Here is a 22,131-nt window from a genome sequence, read left to right as displayed (position 1 = left end):
GCTCCTGCAAGGGAACACATTCCAAGGTAGGAGCTGCCGAAGGCTGCGATCTTTAAATGGCTTCCACCGAAGCCTGCTGACTGGCTCCAAAGGTCAGATATTCCACCAGATCCTCCAGCGGCAGCGGTCGGCTGATCAGGTAACCCTGCACCTGATCGCAACCGAACCCGCGCAGCAATTCCAGCTGCTCCGCCGTCTCGACCCCTTCGGCAACCACTTCAAGGTGCAGGTTGTGTGCGAGGTTGATCATCGCGTGCACCAGTTTCCGGTTCTCTTCGCGCTGCTCCATGCCGCCGACAAAACTCTTGTCGATCTTCAGCAAGGTGATCGGCAGGCTATTGAGGTGCACAAACGAGGAGAACCCGGTGCCGAAATCGTCCAGTGAGAAGCGCACGCCGAGACGGCCGAGGGCGTCCATGGTCTGTTTGACCAGATCGCTGCGCCGCATCACTGCGGTTTCGGTCAGTTCGAACTCCAGCCACTGCGCCTCGACGCCGCGTTCGCCAATCAGGCGGCTGAGTGTCGGCAGCAACTGGCTGTCCTGAAACTGCCGGAACGACAGGTTGATCGCCATGTGCAGCGGTGCCAGACCCTGTTCGCGCAAGGCCTGCATATCGCGCAGGGCCCGGGCAATCACCCAGTAACCCAGCGGCACGATCAGACCACTCTGCTCGGCCAACGGCACGAATTCGCTCGGTGGCAGCAAACCGCGCTCGCCGTGTCGCCAGCGCACCAGCGCTTCAAGGCCGACAATCTGGCCATCCTCAAGATTCAGGCGTGGCTGGTAATGCAGTTCCAGCTCATCGCGGCGCAAGGCCCGGCGCAGTTCGCTTTCGAGGTCGGCCATACTTCGCGCGTTGCGGTTGATGCGTTCGTTGAAGATATGAAAGGTGCAGCCCTGCGTGCTCTTGGCCTGCTGCATGGCGATGTGCGCGTGCCACATCAATGGATCGGCACCGCCATTGGCGCGGGCATGGGCGATGCCGAGGCTGGAGCCGATCAGCAGGCTTTCGCCATCGACCCAATACGGTTCGGCCAACGCCTCGGTAATGCGTTCAGCCATCCACTCGGCGCGTTGCGGCGCGCGGCGGGTGTCGATCAGCAAAGCAAATTCATCACTGCCCAGACGCGCCAGTTGATCGCCGGCCTCCAGCTGACTTTTCAGCCGCGCGACGACTTGCAGGATCAGGCGATCGCCGGCCTGGTGACCAAGAGCGTCGTTGGCATGGCGAAAGTTATCAAGATCCAGATGCCCAAGGGCAAGGCCGCGCCCGTCGCCTTCGGCAAGACGTGCGGTGAGCAAGGTCTGGAAACCCTGACGGTTGGCGATACCGGTCAGCGGATCCTGTTCGGCCAGGCGCTGCAGGGTGTTTTCCAGCACGCCGCGCTCGCGCACATGGCGTAGACAACGCTGGAGCATGCCGGCGTCGAGGGCGCCGAATACCAGCCAGTCGCTGACACCGACCGGCGCGGTGGCCGGTTCGTGCTCCAGCAGCAGAACGGTCGGCAAACTGCAACGTCCGGGCGCCGGTTGCAATGCCGGCAGGGTCAGCAGTACCGCGTGGCGGTTGTCCTCGAACAGGCGGCTGACCGAATCCCAGTTCGGTGCGCTGATGAGCACCGCCGCGCTCCCCATCGGAGCCAGACACTCACGCAACAACGCCGTCCACGCTGGCTCTTCGGCCAGTAGCAGCAAACGCAAGGGTTCGACAGGCGTAGACAAGCTGACTCCCTAGACTCTGCAATGATGTAGGCGGGGCATTATGCCGTTGTGCTGAACAATGACCAATGTGTTGTCTGATGACAACGGCATCGAAACGTTATTTTGTGTCACGAACGAGAACATTAGCCGCAAAATCCCCGCGCATCCTGCGTGAAAGTAACAAAACCGGCAAATCCGAATCGCGTGCTGCGTCACAAGTCGGACAGAGCAGCACAAATCGCTGAGCCTGTTAAAATGCCGGCCCATTTCGTCAACGACTCCCGAATTTTCGTATGTCCCGACTCAATCCCCGGCAGCAAGAAGCCGTGAACTACGTCGGCGGCCCTCTATTGGTGCTCGCCGGTGCTGGCTCCGGCAAGACCAGCGTGATCACGCGCAAGATCGCGCACCTGATCCAGAACTGCGGCATCCGCGCCCAGTACATCGTCGCCATGACCTTTACCAACAAGGCCGCGCGCGAGATGAAAGAGCGGGTCGGCACCCTGCTGCGTGCCGGCGAAGGGCGCGGCCTGACGGTCTGCACCTTCCACAACCTGGGCCTGAACATCATCCGCAAGGAGCATGCGCGGCTGGGCTACAAACCCGGTTTCTCGATTTTCGACGAGACCGACGTCAAAGCGCTGATGACCGACATCATGCAGAAGGAATACGCAGGCGACGACGGCGTCGACGAGATCAAGAACATGATCGGCGCCTGGAAAAACGACCTGATCCTGCCGCCCCAGGCCCTGGAAAACGCGCGTAACCCGAAAGAGCAGACCGCCGCCATTGTCTACACCCACTATCAGCGCACGCTCAAGGCGTTCAACGCGGTGGACTTCGATGACCTGATCCTGCTGCCGGTGAAACTCTTCGAAGAACATGCCGACATTCTCGAAAAGTGGCAGAACAAGGTGCGCTACCTGCTCGTCGACGAATACCAGGACACCAACGCCAGCCAGTACCTGCTGGTGAAGATGCTCATCGGCAAGCGCAACCAGTTCACCGTGGTCGGCGACGATGACCAGTCGATCTACGCCTGGCGTGGCGCGCGGCCGGAAAACCTGATGCTGCTCAAGGACGACTATCCGTCCTTGAAAGTTGTGATGCTCGAGCAGAATTATCGCTCCACCAGCCGAATCCTGCGCTGCGCGAACGTGCTGATCTCCAATAACCCGCACGAATTCGAAAAGCAGCTGTGGAGTGAAATGGGCCACGGCGACGAGATCCGCGTGATCCGCTGCCGCAACGAGGACGCCGAAGCCGAGCGCGTGGCCATGGAAATCCTCAGCCTGCACTTGCGCACCGACCGCCCGTACAGCGATTTCGCGATTCTCTATCGCGGCAACTATCAGGCGAAGCTGATCGAATTGAAGCTGCAGCACCATCAGGTGCCGTATCGCCTCAGCGGCGGCAACAGCTTCTTCGGTCGCCAGGAAGTGAAGGACCTGATGGCCTACTTTCGCCTGATCGTTAACCCGGATGACGACAACGCCTTTCTGCGGGTGATCAACGTGCCACGCCGCGAGATCGGCTCGACCACATTGGAAAAACTTGGCAACTACGCCACCGAACGCAAGATTTCGATGTACGCCGCCACCGACGAGATCGGCCTCGGCGAACATCTCGACAGCCGCTTCACCGATCGCCTGGCGCGCTTCAAGCGCTTCATGGACAAGGTGCGCGAGCAGTGCGCCGGCGAAGATCCGATCTCGGCGCTGCGCAGCATGGTCATGGACATCGACTACGAGAACTGGCTGCGCACCAACAGCTCCAGCGACAAGGCTGCGGACTACCGGATGGGCAACGTCTGGTTCCTGATCGAAGCGTTGAAAAATACCCTCGAAAAGGACGAAGAAGGCGAAATGACCGTCGAGGACGCCATCGGCAAACTGGTGCTGCGTGACATGCTCGAGCGCCAGCAGGAAGAAGAGGACGGTGCCGAAGGCGTGCAAATGATGACGCTGCACGCCTCCAAAGGTCTGGAATTCCCCTACGTATTCATCATGGGCATGGAAGAGGAAATCCTCCCGCACCGTTCCAGCATCGAAGCCGACACCATCGAAGAAGAACGCCGCCTGGCCTACGTGGGCATCACCCGCGCCCGTCAGACACTGGCGTTTACCTTCGCCGCCAAGCGCAAGCAGTACGGTGAAATCATCGACTGCGCGCCGAGCCGCTTTCTGGATGAGCTGCCACCGGACGATCTCGCCTGGGAAGGCAACGACGACACCCCGACCGAAGTCAAAGCCGTGCGTGGTAACAGCGCATTGGCCGATATACGCGCGATGTTAAAGCGCTAGAATCGACTACTTTTTAATCTACCTTCGGCGCCCATTGCGCCAACAGAGGAAGCTGTTGTGGAAGCACTGCACAAAAAAATCCGCGAAGAAGGCATCGTGCTTTCCGATCAGGTCCTGAAAGTCGACGCTTTCCTGAACCACCAGATCGACCCGGCCCTGATGAAGCTGATCGGTGACGAATTCGCCGCATTGTTCAAGGATTCGGGGATCACCAAGATCGTCACCATCGAAGCCTCAGGGATTGCCCCGGCGATCATGACCGGTCTGAACCTCGGCGTGCCGGTGATCTTCGCCCGCAAGCAACAGTCGCTGACCCTGACTGAAAACCTGCTGTCGGCGACCGTGTATTCGTTCACCAAAAAGACCGAAAGCACCGTGGCCATCTCCCCGCGCCACCTGACCAGCAGCGACCGCGTGCTGATCATCGACGACTTCCTGGCCAACGGTAAGGCCTCGCAAGCGCTGATCTCGATCATCAAACAGGCCGGCGCCACCGTTGCCGGTCTGGGCATCGTCATCGAGAAGTCCTTCCAGGGCGGCCGCGCCGAACTGGACTCGCAGGGCTACCGCGTTGAATCGCTGGCTCGCGTGCAATCGCTGAAGGATGGCGTCGTTACCTTCATCGAGTAAGCCAGCCGCACTGCAATATCCCTGTGGGAGCGGGCTTGCTCGCGAAGGCGTCGCGTCAGTCAAAATAATCTTTGATTGACCCGGCGCCTTCGCGAGCAAGCCCGCTCCCACAATCGGTTATGTGGGGGCAATTACTGCGCGGTGGCTTTCAAGCCTGTGAGCAGCAGGCGTTGGTACAGCTCATCTTTCAGGCCTTCCGGATTCGTCAGTTGCATCCGCTCAAGATGTTCCGGGAACGCTGACGCCTCCGGCGCATCCAGCGCTGCCTTGCCCAATTCCAGAATTTCGGTCAGCTTGAACTTGCTCTTCAGCCAGTTCAGCGCGCGCAGCAGATCGCGCTCGATCGCGGTGAAATCACAGCCCAGCGGATACTCCGGAAACAGATTCGGGTGCCGCGCGGCAATCGCCTGCAAGCGTTGCGGCGTGTTGTCGGCAAACCGTGGATCGATGCGAAAATCCTTTGGCAGCTTGCCAACCTTCTGCGCCTGTTCGATCAGCCCCGGCTGAAAACGCGAGTCGCTGACATTGAGCAGCGCTTCGATCACAGCCGCATCGGATTTACCGCGCAGGTCGGCGATGCCGTACTCAGTGACGACGATGTCGCGCAGGTGCCGCGGGATCGTGCAGTGGCCGTAATCCCAGACGATATTGGAACTGACCTCGCCGCCGGACTCGCGCCAGCTGCGCAGGATCAGCATTGATCGCGCGCCTTCGAGCGCATGGCCTTGGGCAACAAAGTTGTACTGCCCACCGACACCGCTGAGCACGCGGCCGTCCTCGAGTTGATCAGCCACGCCGGCGCCGAGCAGGGTCATGGTGAACACGGTGTTGATGAAGCGCGCATCGATGCGCTGCAAGCGCTTGAGTTCTTCCTGGCCGTACAGCTCATTGATGTAGCTGATGCGGGTCATGTTGAATTCAAGCAATTTGCTTTGCGGCAACTCGCGCAGGCGTTCATAGAAACTGCGCGGGCCGAGAAAGAAGCCACCGTGCACCGAGATGCCGTCAGGCTGGGCAGCTTCGTCGAGGGAGCCGGCGTTGGCCTGTTCCTGCGTCGGCACATCCGGATAGACCTTGCGCCGAATAATCCCGGCATCCGCCAGCACCAGCAAACCGTTAACGAACATCTCGCTGCAACCATAAAGGCCTTTGGCAAATGGCGCGGTGCCGCCCTCGCGCTGGATCAATCGCGCCCATTGGCTGAGGTTGATGTCATCGAGCAACGCCTGATAACCGGCGTTATCGGCCTGACGAGCAAGTAACGCAGCGGTCAACGCATCACCCATCGAACCGATACCAATCTGCAGCGTGCCGCCATCGCGCACCAGCGTACTGGCGTGCAAACCAATGAAATGATCCTGGAAGCCCACCGGCATGTTCGGCGTGGAAAACAGCGTGCTGCTGTCCTTCTCGTCGATCAGCAGATCAAAGGTGTCGATGTCGACTTCCGCATCGCCGGGCATGTACGGCAGATCCGTATGCACCTGGCCGACCAGCACAATGGTCTCCCCCGCCTCGCGGCGCCTTGCGATCATCGGCAACAGGTCGAGGGTGATGTCCGGGTTGCAGCTCAGGCTCAGCCGATCGGGATGTTCACTGTTGCTGGCCAGCAGTTGCGCCACCAGATTCAGCCCGGCGGCGTTGATGTCGCGGGCGGCATGGCTGTAATTGCTGCTGACGTAATCCTGCTGCGCCGGCGCGCTGTTGAGCAGGCTGCCGGGCTGCATGAAGAACTGCTGGATGCGGATGTTGGCGGGCAGGCTGTCGCGCTGCAGATCGGCGAGGAAATCGAACTCCGGATAATCACCGAACACCCGCTCGACGAAGGGCTCGATGAAGCGCTTCTGCAAGCCATCGCCCAGATTCGGCCGACCGAGGCACAGCGCGGTATAGATCGTCAGTTGCCGCTCGGGCAGGTCCGTGATGCGCCGGTACAGCGCGTTGACGAAGTGATTTGGCTTGCCCAGCCCCAGCGGCAGGCCCATGTGGATGTGCGCAGGCAAGCGTGCCAGTACGTCGTCCACTGCCTGTTCGATCGAACACAACTGCACCATCTGAAGCCTCCCGCCCGTTCCGTTGATAGGGGTAGACCGAGATTGCCGGGGAATTACTTCCGAGGGAAGGCGATTGGCGCGAAAAAGGTTCGACAGAAGGCGAATCAGCGCGCTAGGTCGGCAAGCGACCCACCTTACACACGTACAACTAGTTTTCCTACATCACCTGTAATTCAATCACGCGAAATTACCGGACGCGTCTGAATTGAACTTATTTCAAACATCGCTAGCATTGAACACATGATCAAATGCTCTTCAGAAAAATTAACCGTTAATATCCGAAGCAGAGACCCCAATGAAAAAAATCTGGTACTTTGCTGCTTCGGCCTGGGCATTTCGATCCTTACGAGCGCATCACCTTATCTTATCGGCAACGCAGTTAATTCTTATCTTGCCGGCGACAACTTGTATTTATATACGCTCGCCAGCGCCTCGCTGTTCATTATCGCCACTCCACCCCTAAAACTGACAGCCAATATCTACTTGCAGAGGACCATTGCGAGCACAAGGTATACCTTGAAAAAAATGATACTGACTCACTTGCTAGACAGACATGTCGAGCACACGCAAAAACCAGGCGAGCAGATCGAACTGATCGATGGCGACGTTGATGGCTCGATGTATCTATATCATTCAATTTATTTTGATGTATCACTGAACTGCTGCATCATCATCGCTGCGCTCTGGGTGACTGCCCACTACCATCCACTTCTGGCACTCGCGCCGCTTAGCGGCCTCCTTTATGCCACTGCAACATATGTTCTAACTCGAAGAAACAGCAGTTCACTTTTTGCTGATTATGTTCAAGAGAATACCGTAACGGTTGGCACCATCTGCGAGCATTTATACAATTCAACACCCTATACCGACAGGGTCAAGCTCAGTATAAAAAACATCGAACGCCTCGCTTTTCGTTCAAACCTCAAAGCATCGACTTTCGAATCAATTTCAAGCTCATGTTACCTGATAGCGATTGTGGTTTTATTATTGGTTGCGGCACATCTGCTCAGTACCGGCGATTCGAATATAGGCGCTATTCTTGCCTCAACCATCTACCTTGAGCGCGTGCTCAGTCCGGTGATGTCACTGATATCCATCTATTACTCGAGCAGAGAGGCATCTTACAGACGTAGTCGGATTCGCAGTTACGGGCTACAGCGTGAGGGCCATTGACTATGTTTATATGCGTGCGAAAAAACCTGATCGTTTTTGTCCTTTCGGTAATTTGCCTAACTTTAGCCGCCGTATGTCAATTGCTAATACCATCAGTCGTCGCCAAAAGCCTGACTGCTCTCATCGCCGGCGCTATTAGCGCTGAGTTTTATATTGTTCTTATCGCAGTTCTTTTAGCCAAGCTGTCAATGCAAACTCTGGGCAGCTCCTTGGCAACGCTGATGGAAGTGAGATCTCGCTTTATCCTTATCAACTTCATTGTGCATGATGAACGGCCGCCTCCATTATGCTCTCGCGTAACAATGATAAAGGAAGATGCCGAAAAAATTGCCTCCGTCATTCATGACGCAATCCACCTTTTCGGCTCCTGCATTTTGGCGTTTTCCGCAGCTTATATTCTGCTTAGGCAAAACGTCTACTTTCTCCTGCCCATCGCTTTTATTGTTTTATTAACGTGTGTGCAGTTGAGGTTTGCCAAGCCCTTGATCCAACGTCTATATGAAGCAGAAATGTCCAACGAAGAATTATATAAGGGGTCGCTCATTGATATTTTCAAACTATCCAGCCACGAGGCGAAAATTCAACTTTCCAAAAGTTGCGATTATCTGAAGGACACCGTACGAGCGCGTTACAAGTACCAGAAAGAGAGCACCATACAGTCCTTCTGGCCGGAACTGGCCATCTCGGCGGGGACGGTATCGGTCATTTTATTCAGCGCCACTGCAACACCGGAACTGTTTGGCGAGCGCCTCATTGCCTGTCTTGGCTATATCGGAATTTTCACTATAGCCAGTACGAGTTCGATAAGGCTCGGCATAACCATGATTGGCGTGAAGGTATCCGTCGATAGAATCTTCAGAGGGGTGTCGCCTGTCGCACGGTGAAGCGATGGAGACGCTGTTCAACACCGCTTCAAAGCCTTGGGCAATTCATCACCGCCACTCACTCTCCCCTCATCATGTCGATCCCGGGATGTGATCTGAGGCAGATATCGGGAGGGCGTTGCGAGCAAATAGTGCCGGAAGATACCGATGCTTACGCTGTGTACAAAGCGGTGCTCATTTCGGCCGGTGCCTATCTCACGAAAAACATGCCGTGAGATTGCGGGCACAAAAAAACCGCCCTGAGACGGTTTTTTCGAAGGCGCCGCTGATTACAGACCGGACATCTCTTTGATCGCACCTTTGAGCTCTTCATCGGAGCAATCGGCGCAGGTGCCTTTTGGCGGCATGGCGTTGATGCCGGTGATGGCCTTGGCAAGGATGCCGTCCAGGCCACCCTGATGATCGGCGCGCTCTTTCCAGGCGGCCTTGTCGCCGATTTTCGGCGCGCCCAGCAGGCCTGTGCCGTGGCAAGCGTTGCAGTGCTTGGCGATCACATCTTTAGGTGCCTTCGCCCCGCCACCGCCGCCAGCGGTTGCAGCCACTTCCATGCCTTTGCATTCCTGCCCTTGAACACACACCTGGCCGACGGGCTCGAGGCGTTTGGCAATATCGTCATTCGTCGCAGCTTGAGCGCTGACAGCCCAGAGGGCCAGTACGGTTGCTGGTGCGGCCAGCATTTTCATAATTAGGTTCACGCGTTCACCCTCAATGGTGGCTATTCACGCCTGCGGCCACGGTTCGCAGGCGGGCGCAAGTATAGCGGGTAGGTCGCTGTACTGAAACAACCCCATGGTTAAAGGGGTCTTGTTGCCCATCGGTAAAACGGTCCGGGTGCCTTCGCCGCAATGGCCTGGCGCCTCTTGCTTAGAAATTCGCCGGCGTGGCTGCGCTGATTAGTCGCGCCGGAACGTCAAACGGATTACGGAAACGATGCGGCTTGGTACTTTCAAAATAGTAGCTGTCGCCAGCTTCGAGAATAAAAGTTTCCAGCCCTACCACTAGCTCGAGCCGCCCCTCCACCAGAATCCCGGTTTCCTCGCCTTCATGGGTGAGCATTTCTTCGCCGGTATCGGCGCCCGGCGGATAGATTTCGTTGAGGAAGGCGATGGCGCGGCTGGGGTGCGCGCGGCCGACCAGCTTCATGGTCACGGCGCCGTCGGAAATGTCGATCAGTTCGTTGGCCTTGTAGACGATCTGGGTCGGCTGGTCTTGCAGGATCTCTTCGGAAAAGAACTCGACCATGGACATGGGAATGCCGCCGAGCACCTTTCTCAGCGAACTGATCGAAGGACTGACGCTGTTCTTTTCGATCATCGAAATGGTGCTGTTGGTGACGCCCGCGCGTTTGGCGAGTTCGCGCTGGGAAAGCCCTTTGAGCTTGCGGATCGATTGCAGTCGTTCACCGACGTCCAAGGTGGGAGCCTCCTGATGTTGTAAGAATATTGAGCGTTATCATGGCGACAGCGTTCAGTATTTACAACACTTGCCCCCCGCAGCGGCGTCAACCCTCGCAATAGAGCCTTGGCACCCGGCGAAGGTTGCAGAAGATCTGATACGGAATAGTCTCGGCCCACTTTGCTACGTCGCTGGCGAGGATATTTTTGCCCCACAGCTCGACAGTAGAACCGAGGCCCGCTTCCGGCACGTCGGTCAGGTCGATGCAGAGCATGTCCATCGACACACGCCCCAGCAGGCGGCTGGGTTTGCCGGCCACCAATACGGGTGTGCCGGTCGGGGCTTGGCGCGGGTAGCCGTCGGCGTAACCCATGGCGACCACGCCGATGCGCATCGGCTTGTCGGTGATAAATCTGGCGCCATAGCCGATCGGTTCGCCGGCCGGCAATTCACGCACGCTGATGACTTTCGATTCGAGGGTCATGACTGGTTGCAGACGTTCGGCCACGGCGTTGGCTTCTTCGAACGGCGTCGCGCCGTAGAGCATGATGCCCGGACGTACCCAGTCACTTTTGATGTCTGGCCACCCGAGCACGGCTGGCGAGTTGCGCAGGCTGACTTCCGCCGCCAGGCCCTGACGTGCCGTTTCGAACACCGCGACCTGCTCGGCGCTGCTCTGCGCGTGCAGTTCATCAGCGCGGGCGAAGTGGCTCATCAACACGATTTTCGCCACTTTGCCGCTGGCCAGCAGACGCTGATAGGCCGATGAGTAATCCTTCGGATGCAAGCCGACGCGGTGCATGCCGGAATCGAGCTTGAGCCACACCGTGATCGGTTTGCTCAGGACTGCCTGTTCGATCGCTTCTAGCTGCCACAGCGAATGCACCACGCACCAGAAATCATGCTCGACGATCAACGCCAGCTCGTCGGCTTCGAAGAAGCCCTCCAACAACAGTACCGGCGCACGAATCCCGGCAGCGCGCAGCTCCAGTGCTTCTTCGATGCAGGCCACGGCAAAGCCGTCCGCCTCGGCTTCCAGCGCCTGGGCGCAACGTACCGCGCCATGGCCATAAGCGTCCGCCTTGATCACCGCGAGCGCCTTGGCGCCGGTGACTTCGCGGGCTATTCGGTAGTTGTGACGCAGGGCTTGAAGGTCGATCAGGGCACGGGCAGGACGCATGGCGGCAGACTTCTGGGCGGTCATGGGAAGAAAAACCGGCGCTGGCTGACGGTATGGACCACCAACAGCACCGGGAGAGGGATCTTTAAAACGTTATGGCAGCGCGGCGACGATGGAGATCTCCACCAGAATGCTCGGCTTGGCCATTTTCGCTTCGACGGTGGCGCGGGCCGGCGCGGCGCCTTTTGGCAGCCACTGGTCCCACACCGCGTTCATCCCGGCGAAGTGCGCTTGGATGTCGTTCAGGTAGATCGTCGCCGACAACAGGTGCTGCTTGTCCGAGCCGGCCAGATCGAGCAGACGTTCGATGTTGGCCAGTACGTCGCGGGTCTGCTGTTCAATTCCGGCGTCGAAGTCGTCGCCGACCTGCCCGGCCAGATACACAGTGCCATTGTGGCTGACGATCTGGCTCATGCGCTCATTGGTGAGCTGGCGCTGGATTGACATGTTTTGCGGACTCCTGGGTCTGGTTGCCGTAACGGGAAATATCGAGGCCTTCGGCGCTGATCTGGGGCTTTTTCTTCGCCATCAGGTCGGCTAGCAAACGGCCGGAACCGCAGGCCATGGTCCAGCCGAGCGTACCGTGGCCGGTATTGAGAAACAGATTCTTGAACGGTGTTGCGCCAACGATCGGCGTACCGTCCGGCGTGGTCGGACGCAGGCCGGTCCAGAAACTCGCTTCGGCCAGATTGCCGCCCTGAGGATAAAGGTCGTTGACGATCATCTCCAGGGTTTCGCGCCGACGCGGGTTCAGCGACAGGTCAAAACCGGCAATCTCGGCCATGCCGCCGACGCGGATGCGGTTATCGAAACGGGTGATCGCGACCTTGTAGGTCTCGTCGAGAATGGTCGACGTCGGCGCCATATCCGGATTGGTGATCGGCACGGTCAGCGAATAGCCCTTGAGTGGATACACAGGAGCCTTGATACCCAGCGGTTTGAGCAGTTGTGGCGAGTAGCTGCCGAGCGCCAGCACGTAACGGTCAGCGGTCTCCAGCTTGCCGTCGATCCAAACGCCGTTGATGCGATCACCAGCGTAGTCGAGTTTCTGGATGTCCTGGCCGAAACGGAATTCCACGCCGAGCTTGCGCGCCATTTCGGCGAGACGGGTGGTGAAGATCTGGCAGTCGCCGGTCTGGTCATTGGGCAGACGCAGCGCGCCGGCGAGAATGTCGGTCACGCCTGCCAGCGCCGGTTCGACGCGTGCGATGCCGGCGCGATCAAGAACCTCAAACGGCACGCCGGACTCTTTCAGCACAGCGATGTCCTTGGCGGCGTTATCCAGTTGCGCCTGGGTGCGGAACAACTGCGTGGTGCCGAGGCTGCGACCTTCGTAGGCAATGCCGGTTTCGGCGCGCAATTCGTCGAGGCAGTCGCGACTGTACTCGGACAGACGCACCATGCGTTCCTTGTTAACCGCGTAACGGCTGGCGGTGCAATTGCGCAGCATTTGCGCCATCCACAGGTACTGATCGATGTCGGCGGTAGCCTTGATCGCCAATGGCGCGTGGCGTTGCAGCAGCCACTTGATCGCCTTGAGCGGCACGCCCGGCGCGGCCCACGGCGAGGCATAGCCCGGCGAGACCTGGCCGGCGTTGGCGAAACTGGTCTCCATGGCCGCAGCGGGCTGCCGGTCGACCACCACCACTTCAAACCCGGCACGCGCCAGATAGTAAGCACTGGCGGTACCGATGACGCCGCTACCCAAGACCATGACGCGCATTTTCAATCCCTCATCGCGGCTTTCCGCCGAACTGTTTGTTAGAGCAATGATGGGCGCAGTGTAAAAAAGAAATGCCAGTGCTTTTCACTATATAAGCGCCTATATTTGGCGACAATTCTCGGCAAAAACCCTTTTCACGGAGGCGCATCCCCTATGCGTACCAACACCCAGACCAAACGTGAGCTGGACAAGATTGACCGCAACATCCTGCGAATCCTGCAGGCCGACGGGCGTATTTCGTTTACCGAGCTGGGGGAAAAGGTCGGCCTCTCCACCACCCCATGCACCGAGCGCGTGCGGCGTCTGGAGCGCGAAGGGATCATCATGGGCTACAACGCCCGGCTCAATCCGCAGCATTTGAAGGGTAGCCTGCTGGTGTTCGTCGAGATCAGTCTCGACTACAAATCCGGCGACACATTCGAAGAATTCAGACGCGCGGTGCTGAAGCTGCCACATGTGCTGGAATGTCATTTGGTCTCAGGAGATTTCGACTATCTGGTGAAGGCGAGGATTTCCGAGATGGCCTCGTATCGCAAATTGCTCGGCGACATTCTGTTGAAGCTGCCGCATGTGCGCGAGTCGAAGAGTTATATCGTGATGGAAGAGGTGAAAGAGAGCCTGTGCCTGCCGATTCCGGATTGAAATTTTGAAGATCAAAAGATCGCCGCCCTCGGCAGCCCTGCATTGCAACGCGTTTCTGTAGGAGCTGCCGAAGGCTGCGATCTTTTACACCAACACCTGCCGGTTCGCCGCCATGTACTCGAAGATCTGCTTTTCCACCTTCGGATGTATCAACTCCATCGGGCGCCGCTCGTTCGGGCACGGCAAGGTCTTGGTGGTACCGAAGAGTCGACAGATCAATGGCCGCTCTTCATACACCGTGCAGCCATTGGGCCCCAGGTGCACACAGTTGAGTTCTTCCAGCGCGGCATCCTGCTCGGCGCGGGTCTTGCGCGGCAGCCGAGCCATCTCCTCTGGCGAAGTTGTCACCGGCCCGCAGCAGTCGTGGCAGCCCGGCACGCATTCGAACGTGGGGATCTGCTGACGCAGAGCGCGGATTTTCTGGCTGTTGCAGCTCATCGAAACAGTAACCACAGTGGCGGGCTGATGATTGTGCCGCAAAAGCCCGCATCCAGACACCGCAGGCCGACCGATGTTGCTCACGTTCGGGCGTGCGGCTTATGCTCCGTCAAATTTTTTCGACACTCAGCCGTTGGATGATGCCCATGACCGCCCGCGCCCAGATCATCGCGAGCCAACCCCACGTTGCCTCTTACTACGCCGCCAGCAGCCTGCCGCAGCCTGACCATCCCGTGCTGCAAGGCGAGGTGGTGGCGGATGTCTGCGTGGTCGGCGGTGGCTTTTCCGGGCTGAATACCGCGCTGGTACTCGCCGAGCGCGGTTTCAGCGTGGTGTTGCTGGAAGCGCACAGGATCGGCTGGGGCGCCAGCGGTCGCAATGGCGGACAACTGATTCGCGGTGTCGGTCACGGCCTCGATCAGTTCGCCAATGTCATAGGCGCCGATGGCGTGCGCGAGATGAAGCTCATGGGCCTTGAAGCCGTGGAGATTGTGCGTCAGCGCGTTGAACGTTTCAGCATTGCCTGCGACTTGACGTGGGGCTACTGCGACCTCGCCAACAAGCCTTCCGATCTCGACGGTTTTGCCGAAGACGCCGAAGAGTTGCGCGGCCTCGGTTACCGCTACGAAACCCGCCTGTTGCAGGCCAGTGAAATGCACACGGTGGTCGGTTCCAAGCGCTATGTCGGCGGCTTGATCGACATGGGTTCCGGGCATCTGCACCCGCTGAATCTGGCACTGGGCGAAGCGGCAGCAGCGCAGCAGTTGGGCGTGCAGTTGTTCGAGCGTTCGGCAGTGACGCGTATCGATTACGGCCCCGAAGTAAAGGTGTACACAGCACATGGCTCGGTGCGGGCGAAGACCCTGGTGCTGGGCTGCAATGCCTATCTCAACGATCTGAATCCGCAATTGAGCGGCAAGGTTTTGCCCGCTGGCAGCTACGTCATCGCCACCGAGCCGTTGAGCGAAGCTCAGGCCCACGACCTGCTGCCGCAGAACATGGCGGTCTGCGACCAGCGTGTCGCCCTGGATTATTACCGACTGTCAGCGGATCGACGCTTGTTGTTCGGCGGCGCCTGCCATTATTCGGGGCGCGATCCGAAAGACATCGCCGCGTATATGCAGCCGAAGATGCTTGAGGTGTTTCCGCAACTCGCTGGGGTGAAGATCGATTATCAGTGGGGCGGGATGATTGGCATTGGCGCCAACCGCTTGCCGCAGATTGGCCGGCTCGCCGATCAGCCGAATGTGTATTACGCCCAGGCCTATTCCGGGCACGGCGTGAATGCCACCCACTTGGCGGGCAAGCTGCTGGCCGAGGCGATCAGCGGGCAACAGGGCGGTGGCTTTGATCTGTTCGCCAAGGTGCCGCACATCACCTTCCCCGGCGGCAAGCATTTGCGCTCGCCGTTGTTGGCGTTGGGGATGTTGTGGCATCGGCTGAAAGAGTTGGTCTGACGAATCAGGATCGTTCCCACGCTCCGCGTGGGAACGATCTGTGGTATTCAGATCCGCCAAAATGGTTTCAACCCCTCCTCCCGCGCCTGCTCCCGCGTCAGCCCGACATCCTTGAGCTGCTCCGCCGTCAATCCCAACAACGCCTTGCGCGTGTGCAGACGATGCCAGAACAGACCCCAGCGACTCAGGCCGGACGGTGCGTTGCGCAGCAGATTGCGCGCGCTGTCCTTCTGCCCTGCCGCCAGTTCCTGACTGTGTAACGTCAGCCGCACATCGCTCAAGCCGTTCATTTTTGTTGCTCCTGTTTACTTGGGTAGCCAGAGATTCCATGATGCGGGGGCGGGCAAAACCGTTACAGACGCAACGAAGCTGTATTAAATCCATACAGATTCGTGGAATGGTTCACTGAATGAATGATTTTTTCCGCATCTGTACTGGTTTCCATCAAGACGCACCGAGGCCGCCATGACTCTGTATGTAAACCTCGCCGAATTGCTCGGCACTCGCATCGAGCAAGGCTTTTATCGTCCCGGCGACCGCTTGCCGTCGGTGCGTGCCTTGAGCGTCGAACACGGCGTGAGCCTGAGCACCGTGCAGCAGGCCTATCGCGTGCTTGAAGACAGCGGTCTGGCCACGCCAAAACCCAAGTCCGGCTATTTCGTGCCGGTCGGTCGCGAGCTGCCGGAATTGCCTGCGATCGGCCGCCCGGCGCAGCGGCCAGTGGAAATTTCGCAGTGGGACCAGGTGCTGGAATTGATTCGCGCCGTGCCACGCAAGGACGTCGTGCAACTGGGGCGCGGCATGCCTGATGTTGGCTCGCCAACGATGAAACCGCTGTTGCGGGGACTGGCGCGAATCAGCCGCCGGCAGGACATGCCCGGCCTGTATTACGACAATATTCATGGCAACCTCGAACTGCGCGAACAGATCGCACGACTGATGCTCGACTCCGGCTGTCAGTTGAGCCCCAGCGATCTGGTGATCACCACTGGCTGCCACGAAGCGCTGTCGACCAGCATCCACGCGATCTGCGAGCCGGGCGACATCGTCGCGGTGGATTCGCCCAGCTTCCACGGCGCCATGCAGACCCTCAAAGGCCTGGGCATGAAAGCCCTGGAAATCCCCACCGACCCGCTCACCGGCATCAGCCTCGACGCCTTGGAACTGGCCTTGGAACAGTGGCCGATCAAGGCCATTCAGCTCACTCCCAACTGCAACAACCCCCTCGGTTACGTCATGCCCGAATCGCGCAAACGCGCCTTGCTGACCCTGGCCCAGCGTTTCGACGTGGCCATCATCGAGGACGACGTGTATGGCGAACTGGCCTACACCTACCCGCGACCGCGCACGATCAAATCCTTCGACGAAGACGGCCGCGTGTTGCTCTGCAGCTCGTTCTCCAAGACCCTGGCGCCGGGGCTGCGCATCGGCTGGGTGGCGCCCGGCCGATATCTGGAGCGGGTGCTGCACATGAAATACATCAGCACCGGATCGACCGCGCCGCAGCCGCAGATCGCGATTGCCGAGTTCATCAAGGCCGGCCATTTCGAGCCGCACCTGCGGCGCATGCGCATGCAGTACCAACGCAATCGTGACGCGATGATCGACTGGGTGACGCGCTATTTCCCGGCCGGCACTCGCGCCAGTCGCCCGCAGGGCAGCTTCATGCTCTGGGTGGAACTGCCGGAGGGTTTCGACACCCTGAAACTGAATCGTGCGCTGCACGATCAAGGCGTACAGATTGCCGTCGGCAGCATCTTTTCCGCCTCGGGCAAATACCGCAATTGTTTGCGGATGAACTACGCTGCCAAGCCAACAGCGCAGATCGAAGAAGCGGTGCGCAAGGTCGGCGCTGCGGCAATCAAATTACTCGCTGAGGCCGACTGACCTTTTTTGCGCGCCCGGCGTCAAAAATGCCGACCTCAACCGCCAACCGGAACGATCCTACGTGAGCTTCAGACAGCCCCTACTCGCTTTACTGATACTCGCCTCGTTCCTCAGCGGCTGCGCCAGCCTTGATGTACCGCGCGAACCGAGCCAGGCCCTGCCGGCGTCGCAATCCAGCTTCGGCCGTTCAATTCAGGCTCAGGCCGCGCCCTACCAAGGGCAATCGGGGTTTCGCCTGCTCTCCGATAGCGGCGAGGCCTTTACCGCCCGGGCCGAGCTGATTCGCCATGCTCAGGTCAGCCTCGACTTGCAGTACTACATCGTCCATGACGGCATCAGCACACGGATGCTGGTGGAGGAAGTGCTCAAGGCGGCCGACCGTGGCGTGCGCGTGCGCATCCTGCTCGATGACACCACCAGCGACGGCCTCGACCAGATCATCGCGACCCTGGCAGCGCATCCGCAGATTCAGATCCGCCTGTTCAATCCATTGCACCTGGGGCGCAGCACCGGCGTAACACGCGCGGCCGGGCGACTGTTCAATCTGTCCGTGCAGCACCGGCGCATGCACAACAAGCTGTGGTTGGCGGACAACAGCGCTGCCATCGTCGGCGGGCGCAATCTGGGCGATGAATATTTCGACGCCGAACCCAATCTGAATTTCACCGACATCGACATGCTCAGCATCGGCCCGGTCGCCGAGCAGCTAGGACACAGTTTCGACCAGTACTGGAACAGCGCGCTGAGCAAGCCGATCGAGGAATTTCTCTCCAGCCAACCGACCGCCGCCGACCTGCAAAACACCCGCACGCGCCTGGAAGAGTCGCTGGAAGAAACCCGCAAGCAGAACCACGCGCTGTATCAGCAGCTGATGAAATTCACCACCGATCCGCGCATGGACATCTGGCGCAAAGAGCTGATCTGGGCGTGGAATCAGGCCTTGTGGGATGCGCCGAGCAAGGTGCTGTCCAAAGGCGAGCCTGATCCCCACCTGCTGCTGACCACGCAACTGGCGCCGGAACTGACCGGTGTCAGCAAAGAGCTGATCATGATTTCCGCGTACTTCGTGCCCGGTCAGCCGGGGCTGGTCTACCTGACCGGGCGCGCCGATGCCGGGGTCTCCGTGAACCTGCTGACCAATTCGCTGGAGGCCACCGACGTGCCGGCGGTGCACGGCGGTTACGCGCCCTATCGCAAGGCGCTGCTTGAACACGGGGTGAAACTCTATGAACTGCGCCGCCAGCCTGGGGATAACTATGGCAGCGGCCCGCGGGTGTTCTATAGCAAGTCGTTTCGCGGTTCGGATTCCAGCCTGCACAGCAAGGCGATGATCTTCGACCGGCGCAAATCGTTTATCGGCTCGTTCAATTTTGACCCGCGCTCGGTGCTGTGGAACACCGAGGTCGGCGTGCTGGTCGACAGCCCGGAACTGGCCGAGCACGTGCGCGCACTGGCGCTGCAAGGCATGGCGCCGACCCTGAGTTATCAGGCGAAACTGGAGGACGGCCAGGTCGTCTGGGTCACCGAAGACAACGGCCAGATGCACACGCTGACCAAGGAACCGGGGAGCTGGTGGCGGCGCTTCAACTCGTGGTTCAGCACCAGCGTAGGCCTGGAGCGGATGCTGTAAAAAGCAAAAAGATCGCAGCCTTCGGCAGCTCCTGCAGGGGATATGCATTCCTACTGCAGGAGCTGCCGAAGGCTGCGATCTTTTGCTCTCAAGCAGTCTGCGTTGTGCCAAAGGCACCCTGGCGCAACAACAAAAGCACCAAGCCAAAAGCCCCGGCCGCCATCAACAGCGGCAATGCATGCCCGTTGATCCACTGACTGCCCGCCCCCGCCGCCAGTGGCCCGACCAGACAGCCGACCCCCCACAACTGGGCGATATGCGCATTGGCACGCACCAGCGCATCATCTCGATAACGCTCGCCAATCAGAATCAGTGACAAGGTAAACAAGCCGCCGGCACTGGCGCCGAACAGCATCCACAACGGCCAGATCAGCAGCGTGTCGAGCAACAGCGGAATGGCCAGGCTCGACAGCATCAACATCACCGCGCACCCGGCGAACAGCGTGCGCCGCGACAGATAATCAGCCAACGCGCCAATCGGCAATTGCAGCAGCGCATCGCCGACCACCACGGTGCTGACCATGGCCAGAGCGATTTCGGCGGTGAACCCCTGTTGCAGGCAATACACCGGCAGCAGCGTCAGGATCATCGCCTCGAACGCGGCGAACAACGACACCGCCCAGGCAATCGCCGGCAACTCGCGGGCAAAGCCCCACAGATCGCCAAAGGTCACGCTGTTGGCCTCACTGCTCGGCGCGCCGCTACGGCCCAACAGCAGGAAAGGCGATAGCGTCAGCAGACCGACCCCGACCCAAAAACCGTAATCATGCTCGGTGCCAAGCGCCCCGAGCAGCAACGGGCCAGACAGTTGACTCAACGCATAGCTGCTGCCATACAGCGCCACCAGACGCCCACGCCACTGCTCGACCACCAGTTGGTTGATCCAGCTCTCGCCGAGAATGAACACGATGGTCAGGATCACCCCGATCAGCAGCCGCAGCAGCAGCCAGATCGGATAGCTCGGCAGCAGCGCCAGCAAACCGATCGACAAGGCCCCGGCCCACAGGCACAGCCGCATCAGGTTCGCCGTACCTAAATACGCGGCGAGGTGGCTGGAAATCTTCGCCCCCAGCAGCACGCCGATTGCTGGCATGGCTGCCATCACGCCGATAGCAAATGGGCCGTAGCCCCAGCCTTCCAGACGCAAAGACACCAGCGGCATGCTGACTCCCAGAGCCAGACCAACACTCAAGACTGATGCCAACACGGCGAAATACGTCGCCCACCGCATGTTCCACGCTCCTGTGGATTGTTTTATGTGCACCACAAAACCAGTGTGGGAGCGGGCTTGCTCGCGAATACGGTTTCACATCCAGCAGGTCTGCTGACTGATACACCGCCTTCGCGAGCAAGCCCGCTCCCACAGGGGATCTCTGTATGGTTCGGGAGCCTGAGCCAACCAGACTCCCTGATCAGCTTACAGCTTGATCCACGTCGCCTTCAGTTCGGTGTACTTGTCGAACGCATGCAGCGATTTGTCGCGACCGTTGCCCGACTGTTTGAAGCCACCGAACGGGGCGGTCATGTCGCCGCCATCGTACTGGTTGACCCACACGCTGCCGGCGCGCAGGGCCTTGGCGGTCAGATGCGCCTTGGAGATGTCCTGGGTCCACACCGCTGCGGCCAAACCGTATGGCGTGTCGTTGGCGATCTGAATGGCTTCTTCGGCAGTATCGAAAGCGATCACCGACAACACCGGGCCGAAAATTTCTTCCTGAGCGATCTTCATCGCATTGCTCACGCCATCGAAAATGGTTGGCTCAACGTAAGTGCCGCCGGTTTCCTGGAGGATGCGCTTGCCGCCCGCGACCAGTTTGGCCCCGTCGCTGTGGCCGGATTCGATATACGACAGCACGGTGTTCATCTGCTGGGTATCGACCAGTGCGCCAACGTTGGTCGCCGGGTCCAGCGGGTTGCCTGGCTTCCAGGTCTTCAGCGCCTCGATCACCATCGGCAGGAATTTGTCCTTGATCGAACGCTCGACCAGCAGACGCGAACCGGCGGTGCAGACTTCGCCCTGGTTGAAGGCAATGGCGCTGGCGGCGGATTCGGCGGCGGCCTGCAGGTCTGGCGCATCGGCGAAAACGATGTTCGGGCTCTTGCCGCCAGCTTCCAGCCAGACGCGCTTCATATTCGATTCGCCGGCGTAGACCATCAACTGCTTGGCAATCTTGGTCGAACCGGTAAACACCAGCGTATCGACATCATTGTGCAGACCCAGCGCCTTGCCGACAGTGTGGCCGTAGCCCGGCAGCACGTTGAGAACGCCTTTCGGAATCCCGGCTTCAACGGCCAGCGCAGCAATGCGGATGGCCGTCAGCGGCGATTTTTCCGACGGTTTGAGGATCACCGAGTTACCGGTCGACAGCGCCGGGCCGAGTTTCCAGCAGGCCATCATCAACGGGAAGTTCCACGGCACGATAGCGCCGACCACCCCAACGGGCTCACGAGTCACCAGACCCAACTGGTCATGGGGGGTCGCGGCGACTTCGTCGTAGATCTTGTCGATCGCTTCACCGCTCCAGCTCAAAGCCTGCGCCGCGCCCGGCACGTCGATGTACAGCGAATCGCTGATCGGCTTGCCCATGTCGAGGGTTTCCAGCAGCGCCAGCTCTTCGGCATGCTGCTTGAGCAGGCTGGCGAAGCGGATCATGGTGGCTTTGCGCTTGGTCGGCGCCAGGCGCGACCAGACACCGGAATTGAACGTAGCACGGGCGTTTTCGACGGCACGGTCAGCATCGGCGGCATCACAGCTGGCAATCTTGCCGAGCAGACGGCCATCGACCGGGCTGATGCATTCGAAAGTTTCACCGGAGACGGCGTCGGTGTATTCGCCGTTCAGGAAGGCGCGGCCTTCGATTTTCAGATCGCGGGCGCGTTGTTCCCAGTCGGCACGAGTCAGGGTGGTCATTCGGGTGTCCTCCTCTTATTGAATACGAGCACCGCAAGCACTGCGGCGCTGTTCAAGAATTCTGCCCGGCCAGCCTGCACTTTCGGCCCGAGGCACCCGCCACCCTAAACCAGCGACCGGGT

The 22,131-nt window shown here is 59.4% G+C and carries 19 protein-coding genes; 8 read left to right on the top strand and 11 right to left on the bottom strand.

Features of this window, described 5'->3' with window-relative positions:
* Positions 1-52: 52 nt before the first annotated feature.
* Positions 53-1,723, bottom strand: a complete 1,671-nt coding sequence (locus ACP7D9_RS06445) for a putative bifunctional diguanylate cyclase/phosphodiesterase (RefSeq protein ID WP_101161593.1) — start codon at positions 1,721-1,723, stop codon at positions 53-55.
* A 272-nt stretch (positions 1,724-1,995) separates the two neighbouring features.
* Between ACP7D9_RS06445 and rep the strand changes: the two genes are divergently transcribed.
* Positions 1,996-4,005 carry a DNA helicase Rep gene (rep, locus tag ACP7D9_RS06440; protein WP_126367643.1) on the top strand — a complete coding sequence of 670 codons (2,010 nt, stop codon included), beginning with the start codon at positions 1,996-1,998 and terminating at the stop codon, positions 4,003-4,005.
* A 57-nt stretch (positions 4,006-4,062) separates the two neighbouring features.
* A complete protein-coding gene (locus ACP7D9_RS06435) occupies positions 4,063-4,635 on the top strand; it encodes a xanthine phosphoribosyltransferase (protein WP_016772573.1) in 573 nt (190 codons plus the stop codon).
* 131 nt (positions 4,636-4,766) lie between these two features.
* On the opposite strand, the gene ACP7D9_RS06430 is transcribed toward ACP7D9_RS06435, so the two are convergent.
* Complete coding sequence (locus tag ACP7D9_RS06430) at positions 4,767-6,689, bottom strand: acetyl-CoA hydrolase/transferase C-terminal domain-containing protein (RefSeq protein ID WP_426156283.1); 1,923 nt, start codon at positions 6,687-6,689, stop codon at positions 4,767-4,769.
* Positions 6,690-6,929: 240 nt separating this feature from the next.
* Between ACP7D9_RS06430 and ACP7D9_RS06425 the strand changes: the two genes are divergently transcribed.
* Positions 6,930-7,862, top strand: coding sequence for a hypothetical protein (locus tag ACP7D9_RS06425; protein WP_426156281.1), 933 nt, complete (start codon positions 6,930-6,932; stop codon positions 7,860-7,862).
* A gap of 14 nt (positions 7,863-7,876) precedes the next feature.
* The gene (locus ACP7D9_RS06420; protein WP_426156280.1) at positions 7,877-8,746 is read left to right on the top strand and encodes a hypothetical protein; all 870 of its coding nucleotides are present in this window, start codon (positions 7,877-7,879) and stop codon (positions 8,744-8,746) included.
* Between the two features lie 269 nt (positions 8,747-9,015).
* Here the strand turns inward: ACP7D9_RS06420 and ACP7D9_RS06415 are convergent, their stop codons facing one another.
* From ACP7D9_RS06415 to dadA, 5 genes are all read right to left on the bottom strand, one after another.
* Positions 9,016-9,429, bottom strand: coding sequence for a c-type cytochrome (locus ACP7D9_RS06415; protein ID WP_039757383.1), 414 nt, complete (start codon positions 9,427-9,429; stop codon positions 9,016-9,018).
* Between the two features lie 181 nt (positions 9,430-9,610).
* Complete coding sequence (locus ACP7D9_RS06410) at positions 9,611-10,159, bottom strand: cupin domain-containing protein (RefSeq protein WP_016772566.1); 549 nt, start codon at positions 10,157-10,159, stop codon at positions 9,611-9,613.
* Between the two features lie 88 nt (positions 10,160-10,247).
* A complete protein-coding gene (gene alr / locus ACP7D9_RS06405) occupies positions 10,248-11,321 on the bottom strand; it encodes an alanine racemase (protein WP_426156278.1) in 1,074 nt (357 codons plus the stop codon).
* A 93-nt stretch (positions 11,322-11,414) separates the two neighbouring features.
* Positions 11,415-11,768 (bottom strand): RidA family protein, encoded by a 354-nt coding sequence (locus ACP7D9_RS06400; protein WP_101161604.1) that lies wholly within the window; start codon positions 11,766-11,768, stop codon positions 11,415-11,417.
* On the bottom strand, positions 11,740-13,044 hold the full coding sequence (gene dadA, locus ACP7D9_RS06395; protein ID WP_071172120.1) for a D-amino acid dehydrogenase: 1,305 nt from the start codon (positions 13,042-13,044) through the stop codon (positions 11,740-11,742). Before dadA ends, ACP7D9_RS06400 begins: the two co-directional genes overlap by 29 nt.
* 153 nt (positions 13,045-13,197) lie before the next feature.
* On the opposite strand from dadA, the gene ACP7D9_RS06390 reads away from it, so the two are divergent.
* Positions 13,198-13,686 (top strand): Lrp/AsnC ligand binding domain-containing protein, encoded by a 489-nt coding sequence (locus tag ACP7D9_RS06390; RefSeq protein ID WP_010465173.1) that lies wholly within the window; start codon positions 13,198-13,200, stop codon positions 13,684-13,686.
* Positions 13,687-13,770: 84 nt separating this feature from the next.
* Here ACP7D9_RS06390 and ACP7D9_RS06385 read toward each other — a convergent pair whose 3' ends face one another.
* On the bottom strand, positions 13,771-14,124 hold the full coding sequence (locus ACP7D9_RS06385) for a YkgJ family cysteine cluster protein (protein ID WP_426156275.1): 354 nt from the start codon (positions 14,122-14,124) through the stop codon (positions 13,771-13,773).
* A 146-nt stretch (positions 14,125-14,270) separates the two neighbouring features.
* On the opposite strand from ACP7D9_RS06385, the gene ACP7D9_RS06380 reads away from it, so the two are divergent.
* Positions 14,271-15,581, top strand: coding sequence for an NAD(P)/FAD-dependent oxidoreductase (locus ACP7D9_RS06380; protein WP_426156273.1), 1,311 nt, complete (start codon positions 14,271-14,273; stop codon positions 15,579-15,581).
* Positions 15,582-15,628: 47 nt separating this feature from the next.
* On the opposite strand, the gene ACP7D9_RS06375 is transcribed toward ACP7D9_RS06380, so the two are convergent.
* A complete protein-coding gene (locus ACP7D9_RS06375; protein ID WP_312999786.1) occupies positions 15,629-15,871 on the bottom strand; it encodes a DUF1127 domain-containing protein in 243 nt (80 codons plus the stop codon).
* A 175-nt stretch (positions 15,872-16,046) separates the two neighbouring features.
* Between ACP7D9_RS06375 and ACP7D9_RS06370 the strand changes: the two genes are divergently transcribed.
* Positions 16,047-17,468 carry a PLP-dependent aminotransferase family protein gene (locus tag ACP7D9_RS06370; RefSeq protein ID WP_101161611.1) on the top strand — a complete coding sequence of 474 codons (1,422 nt, stop codon included), beginning with the start codon at positions 16,047-16,049 and terminating at the stop codon, positions 17,466-17,468.
* Between the two features lie 61 nt (positions 17,469-17,529).
* Positions 17,530-19,098: a phospholipase D family protein gene (locus ACP7D9_RS06365; protein ID WP_312999787.1), complete on the top strand. Its 1,569-nt coding sequence runs from the start codon at positions 17,530-17,532 to the stop codon at positions 19,096-19,098.
* Positions 19,099-19,186: 88 nt separating this feature from the next.
* Here ACP7D9_RS06365 and ACP7D9_RS06360 read toward each other — a convergent pair whose 3' ends face one another.
* Together ACP7D9_RS06360 and ACP7D9_RS06355 are read right to left on the bottom strand one after the other, a co-directional pair.
* Entirely contained in the window at positions 19,187-20,329 is a 1,143-nt protein-coding gene (locus ACP7D9_RS06360; RefSeq protein ID WP_426156270.1) for an MFS transporter, read from the bottom strand.
* Positions 20,330-20,515: 186 nt separating this feature from the next.
* Complete coding sequence (locus ACP7D9_RS06355) at positions 20,516-22,009, bottom strand: aldehyde dehydrogenase (RefSeq protein WP_426156268.1); 1,494 nt, start codon at positions 22,007-22,009, stop codon at positions 20,516-20,518.
* Positions 22,010-22,131: the final 122 nt, after the last annotated feature.

Origin of the sequence: Pseudomonas sp. TSRC2-2 (assembly GCF_049897785.1) — a bacterium.
In the GTDB taxonomy this organism is placed as follows: Bacteria; Pseudomonadota; Gammaproteobacteria; order Pseudomonadales; family Pseudomonadaceae; genus Aquipseudomonas.
This window is presented reverse-complemented; position numbering and strand designations above follow the sequence as displayed.